Source organism: Rhizobiaceae bacterium (genome assembly GCA_023953845.1).
In the GTDB taxonomy this organism is placed as follows: Bacteria; Pseudomonadota; Alphaproteobacteria; order Rhizobiales; family Rhizobiaceae; genus Arvimicrobium.
Genome location: JAMLJC010000001.1, coordinates 3,434,559 through 3,450,370, shown reverse-complemented (window position 1 = coordinate 3,450,370; position 15,812 = coordinate 3,434,559). Strand labels below are relative to the sequence as shown.

The following is a 15,812-nucleotide window of genomic DNA, read 5'->3' as shown; positions in this document are numbered from 1 at the left end:
AACGCTATCCACTGGGCATGCCTCGGTGTCCGGCGAACAAGACTTCACTTCGTGAATTATAATCGACACCTCACCAAGTGTGAATTATAAATTACATATGATCGAAGTGCGTAAAACCAATGTTTTCCTGATCTGGTTGAAATCGCTCAAGGATATGCGGGCACAGGCGCGGATCAATCTGCGCATCGACCGTGCCGAAAAAGGCAATCTTGGCGATGTGAAGTTCTTCGACGGCATCGGAGAGATGCGCATCGATTATGGCCCTGGATAGCGTCTTTATTTCGTCCAGCGAGGCCGGGAACTGGTCATCCTTCTCTGCGGTGGCGACAAGCGGACTCAGGACAGGGACATCAGGAATGCCATTGTGATGGCGAAGGAGGTCTGAAATGGCGACCAGGACGACTAAATGGGACACTTCAGAAATGCTCGACAGCGAAGAAGCGATCTTCGCCTATATCGAAGCCGCGTTTGAAGATGGCGATCCGGACCTTATCAAAACCGCGCTTGGCAATATTGCCCGCGCGCGTGGCATGACCGCGATTGCAAAAGAAGCCGGTGTCACCAGAGAAACGCTCTACAAGGCGCTCAGCGAAGAAGGTGATCCGCGCATGTCGACGCTCATCGGCGTCATCAACGCGATGGGTTTCCGTCTTTCGATTGCTCCGCGCGAGGAGGTTTCCTCATGACGCGTGAGCCATGACCGGTTCACGATAGCTGCCGATCACCGGAAGCCCCTATTCCCGGTGAGGTCCCGGTTCACACCGCTCTTACGAATGCCGCGCCGAGCGGCGGCAGCTTCAGCGCATCCGGACTGAGCGAGACATCGGCGAGAGCAAATCGGGGCCGGCCCGAAAAATCCGCCGGAGTGCGCCATTCGATCTCCGTATCACCGAAATTGAAGACGCAGAGCATCGCCTCCTCCCCCGCCTCGCGCACCAGCGCCAGCACCGTTTCGTCGACCTGAACAAAGCGGATCGCGCCAGACGTCAGCGCCGGGCTCGCCCTGCGGAATGTGAGCGCCTGCCGATAGTAGGCCAGCACCGAGTCCGATGCATGGTCCTGCCGGTCCACCGCGCGATGCCGATGCGCTTCGGGCACCGGCAGCCACGGGTCGCCTCTCGTGAAGCCCGCGCTCGCAGCTCCTGCTTCCCATGGCATCGGCGTGCGACAGCCGTCGCGCCCCTTGAAACCCGGCCAGAAACGGATGCCGTAGGGGTCGCGCAACTGCTCGAAGGTCAGTTCCGCTTCCTCCAGCCCGAGTTCCTCGCCCTGATAGAGGCAGAGCGAGCCACGCAGCGCGATCAGGACCGAGATGGCGAATTTCGCGACGGCATCCGGGTCCTGTCCTGCCTTCGTGAAGCGCGAGACGTGGCGCACGACGTCATGATTGGAGAACGCCCAGCAGATCCATCCGCCGGCCACCTTCTCCTCCGCCGCGCCGACGCAGCGGGCGATATGGCCCGGCGAGAATTCCGGACCCAGCAGATCGAAAGTGTAGCACATGTGCAGCCGCTTACCGCCCTCGGTATAGGCGGCCACGGTCGCCAGCGAGCGATCCTCGTCGCCCACCTCGCCGACCGACATGCGGTCCGGCCAGGCATTCAGCACATTGCGAAAATCCTTCAGGAATCCAAGGTTCTCGGCCTGAGTCTTGTCGAACAGGTGCCACTGGTAGAGATACGGGTTCGTGTCGAGCGCCAGCCCGGCGACGCGGTTCGTCGTCGGCGGGTTGTCGCGCAGGAAGCGGTCGTGGAAATAGTAGTTCACCGTGTCGAGACGGAAGCCGTCAACGCCGCGCTCCAGCCAGAAGTGTGCGCTGTCCAGCAATTCGGCGCGGACCTCGGCATTGTGGAAATTCAGGTCCGGCTGCGCGGCGAGGAAATTGTGCAAATAGTATTGCCGGCGCGTCGAATCCCATTCCCATGACGGCCCGCCGAAGACCGACAGCCAGTTGGTCGGCGCGGTGCCGTCCGGCTTTGCGTCGGCCCAGACATACCAGTCGGCCTTCGGATTCTCGCGCGAAGCCCGGCTTTCCACGAACCACGGATGCCTGTCGGAAGTGTGCGAGATCACCAGATCCATGATAACGCGCAGGCCGAGCCGATGCGCCTCGGTCACCAAGGCATCGAAATCCGCCAGCGTGCCGAACATCGGATCGACGTCGCGGTAATCCGAAACGTCGTATCCCATATCCGCCATCGGCGACTTGCAGAAGGGCGACAGCCAGATCGCGTCGACACCGAGCGAGGCGATATGGCCGAGCCGCTGCGTCACGCCCTTGAGGTCACCGAAGCCGTCGCCGGTCGTGTCCTGAAACGAGCGCGGATAGACCTGATAGATGACGCAGCCGCGCCACCATTCCTTGCCGGCCGGGTTGCTCATGGTCGTCTCCGCGCGGCGTCAGTCCCGCCGCTCTTCAAGGAAAAGCACGCTCCTGCCCTGCACCAGAAACGCTCCGTCCTCAACCTGTCGCGCTGCACTTTCCGGCGGCGACAGGAGCATCATCCAGTTCCAGCCGGCGCGCTGCGGCAAAGCGAATATGGCGGCGCGACGGTCGCCGTTGATCGTTACTGCGACCCGGCTACGCCGACGGTCGCCTGCCGCCAGCATCATCGTCAGGCGCCGCCGTTCGGCATTTTCCCAGTCGCCCTGTCCCATGCCCTCGCCCGTTTCGGTCAGCCACTCCACATCGTGGAGACCGTCGCGCGATGCGCCGTTCAGGAAATCGGTGTTCCGCAGGGCCGGAAATCGCTCCCGCAGGCCCGCCAGCGCCGCCACGTAATCCTCGCGGACGCGATCCCGGTTCGCCCAGTCGATCCAGGTGATGCCGTTGTCCTGCGCATAGGCGTTGTTGTTGCCCTGCTGCGTGCGGCCGGACTCGTCGCCGGCGGTCAGCATCACCGTGCCGCGCGAGGCGAACAGTGTGGCCAGCAGCGCCAGCGCATCGCGGCGGCGCGCGCGCGAGGTGGCCGGATCGTCCGTCGCGCCTTCCGCGCCATTGTTCCACGAAAAATTCTCGTTGTGGCCGTCGCGGTTCTCCTCGCCATTCGCCTCATTGTGCTTGCGCTCGTAGGAGACGAGATCAGCCAGCGAAAAGCCGTCATGCGCCGCGACGAAATTGACGCTGCGCGTAGCGGTCGCGCCGTCGTGCCCGAAAATGTCCGACGAGCCGGCGAGCCGCGTCGCGAGGTCGCCGATGGTGGAAGGATCGCCGCGCCAGAAGCGCCGGACATCGTCGCGATAGCGGTCGTTCCATTCAAGGAACTCTTTGCCGAAATTGCCCAACTGATAACCGCCCGCGCCGATATCCCACGGCTCGGCGATCAGGATGCGGTCCGCCAGCGCCTCATCTTCCCGCATGGCCTTCAGCAGCGGCGCATCGGGGTCGAAGCCCCGATCGGTGCGGCCGAGGACCGGCGCGAGATCGAAACGGAAACCGTCGACGCCGGCATGAAGGACGAAATGGCGCAGGCTGTCCAGCACCATGCGCCGCATCACCGGATGATCGCAGGCGATGGTGTTGCCGGTGCCCGTGTCGTTGACGAGCGTGTCGTCGAAGTGCCGGAAATATGCCCGCCCGTCGAGACCGCGCAGCGACAGCGTCGGGCCGAACCGGTCGCTCTCGCCGGTATGGTTGAAGACGAGATCGAGGATTGTTCCGATGCCCGCCTTGCGAAGCGCCGCCACTGTCTCGCGCAACTCGGCCAGTCCGTCCGGCGCCAATCGCGGATCGAGCGCCATGAAGGTGACCGGATTATATCCCCAGGCATTGGTCAGCCCGAGCGGCGGCAGATGGCGCTCGTCGATCCATGCCGTGACCGGCATCAGCTCGACCGCCGTCACGCCAAGCTTTTGCAGATGCTCGACGATCGCCGGATGCGCCAGCGCGGCGACGGTGCCGCGCAGCTTCTCCGGCACGTCCGGATGCCGCATGGTGAAGCCGCGCACGTTGAGCTCGTAGATGAAGCCGCCCGGCCGGAACACCGGCTTCGCCCGCCTCAAGGTCCTGGGCTTGCAGACGACCGCCTTCGGCATCAACGCGGCAGTATCGCCTCCCTCGCCCCGCCGCGCGGCAAGCGCCGGGTTGTAGGCATAGGGCCGGTCGATCTCGACAGCATACGGATCGACCAGCAGCTTTTGCGGATCGAACCACAGCCCGGCGTCCGGATCATAAGGCCCGTCAGCGCAAAAACCATAGCGCGCACCGGCCTTGATGCCGGCGACTTCGGCGGAGAACACACCGTCCTCGTCACGCGTCAGCTCGTGCCGCGCGATCTCCCGCTCGCCAGCGGCGTCGAACAGACACAGCCAGACGCGTTCAGCCGCGCCCGACCAGACGGCGAAGCGAACGCCGGCTGGTGTGAGCACAGCGCCGAGCGGTTTGTCGGCGGTCATGCGAAGCCAGATATGCGGCGGCTCGCTCTCCCGCTCACGTAATCACCGTCGGCCTGTCGCGGCCGGTGTGACGCCTGATGCCGGCGATGTCGTCGGCCGCTGCGATCAGGTCGGCCAGCGCCGTTTGCGTGTCGATATCGTGCCTGGCCGGATCGGCCTCGTAGCGCTCGACATAGAGCCGGATCGTCGCGCCGGACGTGCCGGTGCCCGACAGCCGCAGCACGACGCGCGAGCTGCCCTCGAACAGGATGCGGATGCCCTGGTTCTTCGAGACGGAACCGTCCACCGGGTCGTGATACTCGAAATCGTCGGCCTTCTCGACCGTCAGGCCGCGCACCGCCGTCCCCGGCAGCGAAGCGAGCTTGCCGCGCAGTTCCGAGACCAGCGCGTTGGCCTTCTCGCTCTCCACTTCCTCGTAATCGTGGCGGGAATAGTAGTTGCGGCCGTAGGTCGCCCAGTGCTTCTCGACGATCTCCTTCACACTCTCGCCGCGCGCCGCGATGATGTTCAGCCAGAACAGCACCGCCCAGAGCCCGTCCTTCTCGCGCACATGGTCGGAGCCGGTGCCAAAACTTTCCTCGCCGCAGACGGTGGCCTTGCCGGCGTCGAGCAGGTTGCCGAAGAATTTCCAGCCGGTCGGCGTCTCATACATGCCGACGCCGAGCTTTTCGGCGACGCGGTCGGCGGCCGCGCTTGTCGGCATCGAGCGCGCGATGCCGGCGATGCCCTTCGCATAGCCCGGCGCGACCGTCGCGTTGGCGGCGATGATGGCGAGGCTGTCGGAGGGCGTCACGAACATGCCCTTGCCGACGACCATGTTGCGGTCGCCGTCGCCGTCGGAGGCCGCGCCGAAATCCGGTCCGGACGCGCTCATCACATCGTCGTAAAGCGCCTTGGCGTGAACGAGGTTCGGGTCGGGGTGATGCCCGCCGAAATCCTCCAGCGGCACGAAATTCCGCGCCGTGCCTTTCGCCGCGCCCAGCCGGCTTTCAAGGATTTCCTTGCCGTAGGGGCCGGTCACCGCATGCATGGAATCGAAGGCCATGCGGAAGCCGCCGGCAAAAAGCCCGCGGATCGCGTCGAAATCGAACAGACGCTCCATCAGCTCCGCATAGTCGGCGACGGGATCGATCACCGAAACCGTCATGCCCGCGACGTCGCGCTCGCCGATCGTGTCGAGGTCGATCGCCCCGGTGTCGGCGATCCGATATTCGCTGATCTTCTTCGAATTGGCGAAGATCGCGTCGGTCACCTTCTCCGGCGCCGGGCCGCCATTGCCGATATTATACTTGATGCCGAAATCCTCGTGCGGGCCGCCCGGATTGTGGCTGGCCGACAGGATGATGCCGCCGAACGCCTCGTATTTGCGGATGATGTTGGAAGCGGCGGGCGTGGAGAGAATGCTGCCCTGCCCGACGATCACCTTGCCGAAACCGTTGGCGGCGGCCATGCGGATCGCCGTGCCGATGACTTCGCGGTTCAGGTAGCGGCCGTCGCCGCCGATCACCAGAGTCTTGCCCTCAAAACCTTCCAGCGAGTCGAAGATCGACTGGATGAAGTTCTCGGTATAGTGCTCCTGCTGGAACACCGGCACCTTCTTGCGCAGGCCGGAGGTGCCCGGCTTCTGGTCGTCGAAGGGTTTCGTCCTGACGGTACGGATCATGGCGCGTCAGCCACCTTTCCTTGCCAATAAAGATTTGTAGAGGTCGACATAACGGTCGGCGCTGCGGCTCCACGACACGTCCGCCTTCATGCCCTGCTTCTGGATGCCGTTCCACACGGCGGGCGTCGCGAAGACGATCATGGCGCGATGAACGGCCTGCATCAGAGCCTCCGGCGTCACGGCTGAGAACAGGAAGCCCGTCGCGACACCCGCTGAGAGCGCCGCCTCGTTGGCATCGACGACGGTGTCGGCCAGCCCGCCGGTCCGGACAAGGATCGGCACGCAGCCATAGCGCAGGCCGTAGAGCTGTGTCAGCCCGCAAGGCTCGAAGCGCGACGGCACCAGAATGGCGTCGCAACCGCCCTGCATCAGATGCGACAGCGCCTCGTCATAGCCGATGACGACGCCAACGCGGCCGCGATGCCGCGCGGCGCCCGCCAGAAGCGCGCCTTCGAGGCCCGCATCGCCCGTGCCGAGGATCGCAAGGCGCGCGCCGGTCGAGACGATCTCGTCCAGCGCCGCGACGATGACGTCGATGCCCTTCTGCCAGGTCAGGCGGCTGACGATGCAGAAGATCGGCCCGCCGCCCGGCTGAAGGCTGAAGCGTTCCTCCACCGCGCGCTTGTTGACCGACCGCGCCTTCAGCGTCTTGGCGGAATAGACGCCGGCCAGCAGCGGGTCGGCCGCCGGGTCCCAGATGCCGGTGTCGATGCCGTTGACGATGCCGTGCAGGTCCGCCGCGCGCGAGTTCAGCAGGCCGTCGAGCCCCATGCCGAATTCCGGCGTGCGGATTTCCTGCGCATAGGTCGGGCTGACGGTGGTGATCGCCCACGCCGCCTGCAGGCCGGCCTTGAGGTAGCCGACGCCGCCGTAATATTCAACGCCGTCGAGCGACATCGCCTCTGCCGGTAGTCCGAGGCTGCCGAAGATGCCGGCGCCGAACTGTCCCTGAAAGGCGAGGTTGTGGACGGTCATCACGGAGGGCCTGTCCGGCGCGTGGCCATAGCGCATATAGGCCAGCGTCAGCGCGGCCTGCCAGTCATGCGCATGCACGATGTCGGGCCGGTATCCGCTGATCGCGCCGGAAGCGATGTCCGCGCCCACATGGCTGAGCGCAGCGAAGCGCCGCCAGTTGTCCGGCCAGTCCGCCCCCGTCGCGTCGCCATAGGGTCCGCCGACACGGTCGAAGAGGTGCGGCGCGTCGAGCACGAAGAGGTCGAGGCCGCTCACCTCGACGGTATGCACGGCAGCCGCGCCGCCCTGCAACGCCGCATATTCAAGGACAGGCTCGGACGGCGGCAGCTTCGCCATGACCGACGAATAGCCCGGAATGAGCGTGCGAACGCCGACGCCCTTGGCGCCCAGCGCCAGCGGCAGCGCGCCGGTCACGTCGGCCAGCCCGCCGGTCTTGATCAGCGGAAAAATCTCCGGCGTGACAGCTAGGACTTCCATCGCATGGTCCCTCGAGCGACGCTCCCGCGCGCGGCTTTTCTGCGGTCGACGAAGTCACCCCCACCCCCAGCCCCTCCCCACAAGGGGGAGGGGAACTTGGCGTCAGCGCTTCCATGTCCCCCTCCCCCTTGTGGGGAGGGGCTGGGGGTGGGGGTATCCTGTCGGCCGAAACGGGGCGCCGTCACGCAATCACCCTCAGATTCCGAGCTTGTCGATCATCGGCTGTGTGATGAGGCAGATGCCTCTTTCGGAGACGCGGAAGCGCTTGGCGTCGAGCACCGGGTCCTCACCGACGACCAATCCTTCCGGAATGTTCACGCCGCCGTCGATCACCACCCTTTTCAGGCGCACATTGCGGCCCACCGTGCAGTCGGGCAGCATCACCACCTCCTCCAGCGTCGAGAAGGAGTTGATGCGCGCTCCGGTGAAAAGGAGACTGCGCTTCAGCGACGCGCCGGACACGATGCAATCGCCCGAGATCAGCGAGGACACGGCCATGCCGCGCCGACCGTCCTCGTCATGCACGAACTTTGCCGGCGGCTTCAGCTCCGCATAGGTCCAGATCGGCCAGTCGCGGTCGTAGAGATCGAGTTCCGGCGTCACATCGGTGAGGTCGACATTGGCTTCCCAATAGGCGTCGATGGTTCCGACGTCGCGCCAGTAAGGGCTGGACTCCATGGACGAGCGCACGCAGGATTTTGCGAAGCGATGCGCGACCGCCTTGCCGTTCTTGACGATGAAAGGAATGATATCCTTGCCGAAATCGCGGCTGGACGCCGGATCGGCGGCGTCCCTGCGCAAAAGGTCCATCAGGAACCTCGTGCGGAAGACGTAGATGCCCATGGAGGCCAGCGCGAAATCCGGCTTGTCCGGGATTCCTGGCGGATCGGCCGGCTTCTCGACGAAATCGATGATGCGGTCCTCGCCGTCGACATGCATGACGCCGAAGCCTGTCGCCTCCATGCGCGGCACTTCGAGACAACCCACCGTCACGTCGGCGCCCTGGTCGACGTGCTGGCGCAGCATCAGTTCGTAGTCCATCTTGTAGATGTGGTCGCCGGCGAGCACGACCATGAATTCCGGCCCGTAGGACTCGATGATGTCGATGTTCTGGTAGACCGCGTCGGCGGTGCCCTCGTACCATTGCGTCTCCGAGACGCGCTGGCTCGCCGGCAGGATGTCGAAGCTCTCGTTGCGCTCGGGCCTGAGGAAGTTCCAGCCGCGCTGCAGGTGCCGGATCAGCGAATGCGCCTTGTACTGCGTCGCCACGGCAAGGCGGCGGATGCCGGAATTGAGCGCGTTCGACAGGGCGAAGTCGATGATGCGGGTCTTGCCGCCGAAATGGACGGCAGGCTTGGCGCGCCGGTCCGTCAGTTCCTTGAGGCGGCTGCCGCGCCCGCCCGCAAGCACATAGGCCATGGCGTCGCGCGCCAGCGGCTGGTTTCTTTCCGTCGCCATAGAGCCCTCCCTTAGCGGCCCGCGTCGCTCTCGACCGCAGGCACGAATTCAAGCATCAGAGTCGAGAGCGGCGGCAGGAGCATGGTGCCGACGACGCGGCCGCCCGCCTCCCTCGCCTCCACCCAGCCGCCATTGCCCTTGCCCGATCCGCCATAGATTTCAGCGTCCGAGTTCAGAGCCTCCCGCCAGCGGCCCGCATGCGGCAACGGCACCTCGTAGAAATCGCGCTGCACCGGGGTGAAATTGCTGATCACCGCGACCGGATTGCCGCCCGGCGCCCTTCGCAGCCAGGCAAACACCGAATTCCGGCTGTCGTCGACGATCAACCACTCGAAACCTTCCGGCTCGCAGTCGCGCTGATGCAGCGCGGGCCGCGATCTGTAGAGGTAGTTGAGATCGGTCACCAGCCGCCGCATGCCGTAATGGGGACGATGCTCCAGCACATGCCAGTCGAGCTGCCGGGCCTCGCTCCACTCGTCGCGCTGGGCGAATTCCTGTCCCATGAACAGGAGCTTCTTGCCGGGATACCCCCACATGAAACCGTAATAGGCGCGCAGATTGGCGAATTTCTGCCAGTCGTCGCCGGCCATCTTGGTCAGCAGCGTTCCCTTGCCGTGCACCACCTCGTCATGGCTCAGCGGCAGCACGAAATTCTCGCTGAAGGCGTAGAGCAGGCCGAAGGTCAGGTCGGAGTGGTGGTATTGCCTGTAGATCGGCTCGCGCGCGAAATACTGCAGCGTGTCGTGCATGAAGCCCATGTTCCACTTCAGCCCGAAGCCCAGCCCGCCCTCATGCACCGGCTGCGACACCTTCGGCCACGCGGTCGACTCTTCCGCGATGGTGACGCTTCCCGGATGCGTGCCGTAGACGGCGTGGTTCATGCGTTGCAGGAAGCGCACGGCGTCGAGGTTCTCGCGGCCGCCATGCTCGTTGGGCACCCATTCGCCGGCCTTGCGCGAATAGTCGAGGTAGAGCATGGACGCCACGGCATCCACGCGCAGCCCGTCGACATGGTATTTCTCGGCCCAGAAAAGGGCGTTGTTGACGAGGAAGGAACTCACCTCGCGGCGGCCGAAATTGTAGATCGCCGTGTTCCAGTCCGGATGGAAACCCTGCCGCGGGTCGGCATGTTCATAAAGCGCGGTGCCGTCGAAGCGCGCCAGACCGTGCTCGTCGGTCGGGAAATGCGCAGGCACCCAGTCGAGGATGACGCCGACGCCGGCGCGATGCGCCCCGTCGACGAAGCGCGCAAATCCTTCCGGATCGCCGAAGCGCGCCGTCGGCGCATAGAGCCCGGTGGTCTGGTAGCCCCATGACGGATCGTAAGGGTGCTCGCTGATCGGCAGGAACTCGATATGGGTGAAACCGGTCTCGACCACATAGGGAATCAACTGGTCGGCCAGTTCGTCCCAGCTCAGGAACCTGTCGCCCTCCCCGCGCCGCCACGAGCCGGCATGGACCTCGTAGATGGAGATCGCCTCGCGGCGCGGATCGACCGACCGCCAGTATTTCCGGTGCGCCTCGTCGCCCCACTCGTGCGCCATGGGTGGCGCGACGACCGACGCCGTCGCCGGCCTCAGCTCCGACTGGAAGGCGAAGGGGTCGGCCTTGAGCGGCAGGCGCACGCCGTCCGGGCCGATGATCTCGTATTTATAGGCACGGCCCGCGCCAATATCCGGGATGAAGATTTCCCAGATGCCGGTGTCCTTCCTCAGCCGCATGGCGTGGCGGCGGCCGTCCCAGTCGTTGAAGTCGCCGACCACGGAGACGCGCCGCGCATTCGGCGCCCAGACGGCGAAGTGCACGCCGTCGGCGCCGTCCAGATGGATCGGATGCGCGCCCATCTTGTCGAAGAGCCTCAGATGCGAGCCTTCGGCGATGTAGTAATCGTCCATCGGCCCGAGCACCGGCCCGAAGGAATACGGATCGGTCACCCACCAGTCGCCGCCGGCATTTCGCGCGTGATATTTCAGCGGCTGGCGCTGTGCGACCGCGATCTTCCCCTCGAAGAACCCGGCATCGTGTCGCCGGGCAAGCTCGCCCACCGCCTCGCCATTCAGCGTGAAGGCTTCAACGGTTTCCGCATGCGGGATGAAGCAGCGCGCGACGAAATCCTTGCCGGCGGCCTGGACGCCGAGGATCGCGAAGGGATCGCCATGCGTACCGGCGACGATCGCGTCGATATCGGAAGTCTTGGCCAGACCGGGAGCCTGCCGCTTGCGGCCATCGCCCGCCTTCGGCTGCGCCGCAGCTTGCGCCGATCGCTCCGGGGCGGCCGCAGCCTTGCTCTTCTTCATTCTCCGGCGCCTCCTCCCGACATCCGGACCACCGATTTACACGCCATCGGCACGGCCCTGTCTAGAGGGCGCGCCGGTCGTACGACGCCGTCAGGCCGGGACGTTCCAGATGTCATGGGCGTATTGCCGGATGGTGCGATCGGAGGAGAACCAGGCCATGCGCGCGACGTTGTGGATGGCCTTGGCCGTCCAGCTCGGGCTGTCGCGCCAGATCGCGTCGACCTGCCGCTGCGCCGCCATGTAGGCATTGAAATCTCCGGCCACCTGGAACCAGTCGTGGTCGTAAAGGCCGTTGACGAGGTCGCGGTAGCGGCTCGGATCGTCGGGCGAGAAGACGCCGGACGAGATGGCGGACAGCGCCTGCGACAGTTCCGGCGACGCCTCGATCACCGCGCGCGGGTTGTAGCCGTTGGCGCGGCGCTCGGCCACCTGATCGGCGGTCAGGCCGAAGATGATGATGTTGTCGTCGCCGACCCGCTCCTTGATCTCGACATTGGCGCCGTCCAGCGTGCCGATCGTCAGAGCTCCGTTCAGCGCGAACTTCATGTTGCCGGTGCCGGACGCCTCCATGCCGGCCGTCGAGATCTGCTCGGAGAGGTCGGCCGCCGGGATCATTACCTCGGCCAGGCTGACATTGTAGTTCGGCACGAAGGCGATCTTGAGCAGGCCGCGCACCGCCGGGTCGCGGTTCACCACCTTCGCCACATCGTTGATCAGCTTGATGATCAGCTTGGCGTTCGCGTAGCTCGGCGCGGCTTTCCCCCCGAACAGTTTTACGCGCGGGAGCCAGTCTCTTTCGGGATGCGAGCGGATCTCGTCATAGAGCGCCACCGCCTCGATGATGTTGAGCAGTTGCCGCTTGTATTCGTGGATGCGCTTGATCTGCACGTCGAACAGCGCCGAAGGGTCGATCCTGAAGCCCAGCCTTTCGCCGATGAGGTTCGACAGCCTCACCTTGTTCTCGCGCTTCACCGCCGCGAACTTCTCGCGGAACGTGGCGTCCGAGGCGAACCTGTCGATGCCCTCGATATCGGTGATGTCGTCGAGAAACCCCTCGCCGATCGTTTCCCCGATCAGGCGGGTCAGGCCCGGATTGCACTGGATCAGCCAGCGGCGCGGCGTGATGCCGTTGGTCTTGTTGTTGATCCGGTCCGGATAGAGCTTGTTGAGGTCGGCGAACACGGTGTCCTTCATCAGTTCCGTGTGCAGCGCCGAGACGCCGTTGATCGAGTGCGAGCCGACGAAGGCTAGATTGCCCATGCGCACGCGCCGCTCGCCGTCCTCCTGGATCAGCGAGATGCGCCGGATGGCGTCGTCGTCGAACTGCCGCGAGATGCGCGCCTCCAGCAGCACTTCGGCATTGATGGCGTAGATGATCTGCATGTGGCGCGGCAGCAGCCGCTCCATCAGCGGCACCGGCCAGCTTTCCAGCGCCTCCGGCAGCAGCGTGTGGTTGGTATAGGCGAAGGTGCGCCTTGTGAGGTCCCACGCCGTGTCGAAGTCGATGCCGTGGATGTCCATCAGCAGCCGCATCAGCTCCGGCACGGCGATCGCCGGATGCGTGTCGTTCATGTGGATCGCCGCCTTGTCGGGCAGCGATGTCAGCTCGCCATACTGGCTGATATGACGCTGCAGGATGTCCTGCAGCGAGGCCGAGGAGAAGAAATATTCCTGCTTGAGACGCAGTTCCTGTCCGGCGCTATGCGAGTCGGCCGGATAAAGCACGCGCGACAGGGCGTCCGCCATGTTGCTCTCGGCCAGCGCGCCGATATGGTCGCCGGCGTTGAAGCGATCAAGCAGGATCGGGTCCACCGGCATGCCGGACCACAGGCGCAGCGTGTTGACGCGGTTGCCGCGCCAGCCGACGACCGGCGTGTCGTAGGCGACGGCGAGCACATGATCGCTCGGGTTCCAGACGTGGCGTTCGAGGCGTCCGTCCTTGGTGGTCACGGACTCGACCGTGCCGCCATAGCCGACCTGGAAGGAGCGCTCGCGCCGCTCGAACTCCCACGGATTGCCGTGGTCGAGCCATGTCTCGGGCAGCTCGACCTGCCAGCCATTGGAGATTTCCTGGCGGAACATGCCGTTGGCGTAGCGGATGCCGTAGCCATGCGCGGGAATGTCGACGGTCGCCATGCTTTCCATGAAGCAGGCTGCCAGCCGACCGAGGCCGCCATTGCCCAGCGCCGCGTCCGGCTCCAGCGCGGCGATGACGTCGATGTCGACATTCAGCGTCGCCAGCGCCTGCCGCATCTTGTCGAGCATGCCGAGATTGGAGAAGGCGTCGCGCATCAGGCGGCCGATCAGGAATTCCAGCGACAGGTAATAGACGCGCTTGGAACTCTGCTCATAGGCCTCCTTGGTCGAGTCGATCCAGTGCTCGATGATGCGGTCGCGCACCACTTTTATGGAGGCCGTCAGCCAGTCATAGGGAGTGGCGACGGTCGCGTCCTTGCCGACGCGGTAGCGCAGGCAGGTCAGGATCTCGGCCGCGAGGGCCTTCGGATCGGAATCGTCGATTGTCGGCTTGGGAAGCTTGATCATGGCGCCCGTCATCATTGCCTCGTCAGGGTAGCCGGGCGTGCGCTGTTGAAAATCCCAGGCCTGCCCGCGCGAGACGATCCTCCCGGCGCCTTTGTTGCATGATCGATGTACAAGCTCAATCGATTGGAATGAAAAGCGATGGCGGCGGTTCAGGCCGCCAGCGCCTCTTCCGGCGGCTTCTTGGCGCCGGTCATCAGGGCGACCGCGTCGGACATGGAAATCTGCTTGGGATCGACCACGCAGAGCCGCCGGCCGAGCCGATGGATGTGGATGCGGTCGGCCACCTCGAACACATGCGGCATGTTGTGCGAGATGAGCACGATCGGCAGGCCGCGTTTCTTCACGTCGAGGATCAGCTCCAGCACGCGCCGGGACTCCTTGACGCCCAGAGCGGCGGTCGGCTCGTCCATGATGACGACCTTGGAGCCGAAGGCCGCCGCGCGCGCCACCGCCACGCCCTGCCGCTGGCCGCCGGAAAGCGTCTCCACCGGCTGATGGATGTTCTGGATGGTCATCAGGCCTAGCTCCGACAGCTTGCCGCGCGCCATCTTGGCCATGGCGGACTTGTCGAGCTGCCGGAACCAGCCGCCCATGAAGCCCGGCTTCCTGATCTCGCGGCCCATGAACATGTTGTCGGCGATGGAAAGCGCCGGCGACAAGGCGAGGTTCTGGTAGACGGTCTCGATGCCGGCCGCCCGCGCCGCCATCGGGTTGGAGAAAGTCACCGGCTGGCCGTCCAGCGTGATCTCGCCCTCGTCGGGCGTGATGGCGCCCGATAGGACCTTGATGAGAGAGGACTTGCCGGCGCCGTTGTCGCCGATCACCGCGAGGATCTCGCCCGGATAGAGGTCGAAATCCGCATGATCGAGCGCCGTGACGCGGCCATAGCGCTTGACCAGTCCGCGCGCCTTGAGGAGAGGTTCGACACTCATCAGCCCGCGACCTTTCTGATCCATTGATCGACCGCCACCGCGAGGATGATGAGAACGCCGATCATCATGTAGGTGTATTGCGGGTCGGTGCCGAGCATCCGCAGCCCCAGAGAAAACAGGCCGACGATCAGCGCGCCGAAGATCATGCCGAGGATCGAGCCGCGGCCGCCGAACAGCGATATGCCGCCGATCACCACGGCGGTGATGGATTCGATGTTGGCGAAGGCGCCGGACGTCGGCGAGATCGCCCCGACGCGTCCGATCAGCACCCAGGCGCCGAAGGCGCAGATGATGCCGGCCAGCGTGTAGACCTGCAGCAGCACGCGGCTGGTGCGCACGCCGGAAAGCTCGGCGGCGTCCGGATCGTCGCCCACAGCGTAGACATGCCGTCCCCAGGCCGTGTGGTTGAGCACGTACCAGAGAAGGACGACCAGCAGCACCATCGAGATGACGCCGTAGGTGAACACCGCCCCGCCCGCCCTGATGTCGTTGGCGAAGAATTTCAGGATCGGCGCCTCGGCGTCGATGTCCTGCGAGCGGATCGTCTCGTTGGCCGAGTAGATGAAGTTGATGGCGAGGATGATCTGCCAGGAGCCCAGCGTCACGATGAAGGGCGGCAGCTTCATCTTCGAGACCAGCAGGCCGTTCACGTAGCCGCAGATCGCGCCCACCATGAAGCCGCAAATGATCGAAAGCACCGGCGGAAAGCCGTAGCGGAAGGTGAACTGGCCCATGACCACCGAGGACAGCACCATGATCGCACCGACCGACAGGTCGATGCCGGCGGTCAGGATGACCAGCGTCTGCGCCGCGCCGATGATGCCGGTGATCGCCACCTGTTGGAGGATCAGCGTCAGAGTGAAGGCGGAGAACAGCTTGCCGCCGAGCAGGACGCCGAAACAGATCAGCGAGATGACGAGCACGATCAACGGCACGGCGGCCGGATTGGAGTGCAGATAGTTCTGTATCCTGCGAATGAGACCCTGGTCGTGATCGTCGAACGAAGCGATCGACGTATCGCTCCGTTCGAGCACGCTTTCTACGGTTTCGCTGTGTTCCGATGTGCTCATT

General features: G+C 64.8%; 10 protein-coding genes and 1 pseudogene. 2 read left to right on the top strand and 9 right to left on the bottom strand.

Annotated features, from left to right (window positions below):
• The first annotated feature begins 97 nt into the window (after positions 1 to 97).
• Together M9955_16875 and M9955_16870 are read left to right on the top strand one after the other, a co-directional pair.
• Positions 98 to 385: pseudogene (locus M9955_16875) on the top strand (type II toxin-antitoxin system RelE/ParE family toxin).
• A gap of 1 nt (position 386) precedes the next feature.
• Positions 387 to 686, top strand: coding sequence for a putative addiction module antidote protein (locus M9955_16870; GenBank protein MCO5083317.1), 300 nt, complete (start codon positions 387 to 389; stop codon positions 684 to 686).
• A gap of 70 nt (positions 687 to 756) precedes the next feature.
• On the opposite strand, the gene M9955_16865 is transcribed toward M9955_16870, so the two are convergent.
• From M9955_16865 to M9955_16825, 9 genes are all read right to left on the bottom strand, one after another.
• A complete protein-coding gene (locus tag M9955_16865; protein ID MCO5083316.1) occupies positions 757 to 2,382 on the bottom strand; it encodes an alpha-glucosidase family protein in 1,626 nt (541 codons plus the stop codon).
• Between the two features lie 18 nt (positions 2,383 to 2,400).
• Positions 2,401 to 4,395: a glycogen debranching protein GlgX gene (glgX, locus tag M9955_16860; GenBank protein ID MCO5083315.1), complete on the bottom strand. Its 1,995-nt coding sequence runs from the start codon at positions 4,393 to 4,395 to the stop codon at positions 2,401 to 2,403.
• Between the two features lie 34 nt (positions 4,396 to 4,429).
• Entirely contained in the window at positions 4,430 to 6,058 is a 1,629-nt protein-coding gene (locus M9955_16855; protein ID MCO5083314.1) for an alpha-D-glucose phosphate-specific phosphoglucomutase, read from the bottom strand.
• A gap of 6 nt (positions 6,059 to 6,064) precedes the next feature.
• Positions 6,065 to 7,510: a glycogen synthase GlgA gene (gene glgA / locus M9955_16850; protein MCO5083313.1), complete on the bottom strand. Its 1,446-nt coding sequence runs from the start codon at positions 7,508 to 7,510 to the stop codon at positions 6,065 to 6,067.
• A gap of 195 nt (positions 7,511 to 7,705) precedes the next feature.
• Positions 7,706 to 8,968, bottom strand: coding sequence for a glucose-1-phosphate adenylyltransferase (glgC, locus tag M9955_16845; protein MCO5083312.1), 1,263 nt, complete (start codon positions 8,966 to 8,968; stop codon positions 7,706 to 7,708).
• Between the two features lie 11 nt (positions 8,969 to 8,979).
• On the bottom strand, positions 8,980 to 11,265 hold the full coding sequence (glgB, locus tag M9955_16840; GenBank protein MCO5083311.1) for a 1,4-alpha-glucan branching protein GlgB: 2,286 nt from the start codon (positions 11,263 to 11,265) through the stop codon (positions 8,980 to 8,982).
• A 90-nt stretch (positions 11,266 to 11,355) separates the two neighbouring features.
• Positions 11,356 to 13,821 (bottom strand): glycogen/starch/alpha-glucan phosphorylase, encoded by a 2,466-nt coding sequence (locus M9955_16835; protein ID MCO5083310.1) that lies wholly within the window; start codon positions 13,819 to 13,821, stop codon positions 11,356 to 11,358.
• Between the two features lie 137 nt (positions 13,822 to 13,958).
• Positions 13,959 to 14,741 carry an ATP-binding cassette domain-containing protein gene (locus M9955_16830; GenBank protein ID MCO5083309.1) on the bottom strand — a complete coding sequence of 261 codons (783 nt, stop codon included), beginning with the start codon at positions 14,739 to 14,741 and terminating at the stop codon, positions 13,959 to 13,961.
• Positions 14,741 to 15,811 carry an ABC transporter permease gene (locus M9955_16825; protein ID MCO5083308.1) on the bottom strand — a complete coding sequence of 357 codons (1,071 nt, stop codon included), beginning with the start codon at positions 15,809 to 15,811 and terminating at the stop codon, positions 14,741 to 14,743. The genes M9955_16830 and M9955_16825 overlap by 1 nt, the downstream gene beginning before the upstream one ends.
• Position 15,812 lies beyond the last annotated feature (1 nt).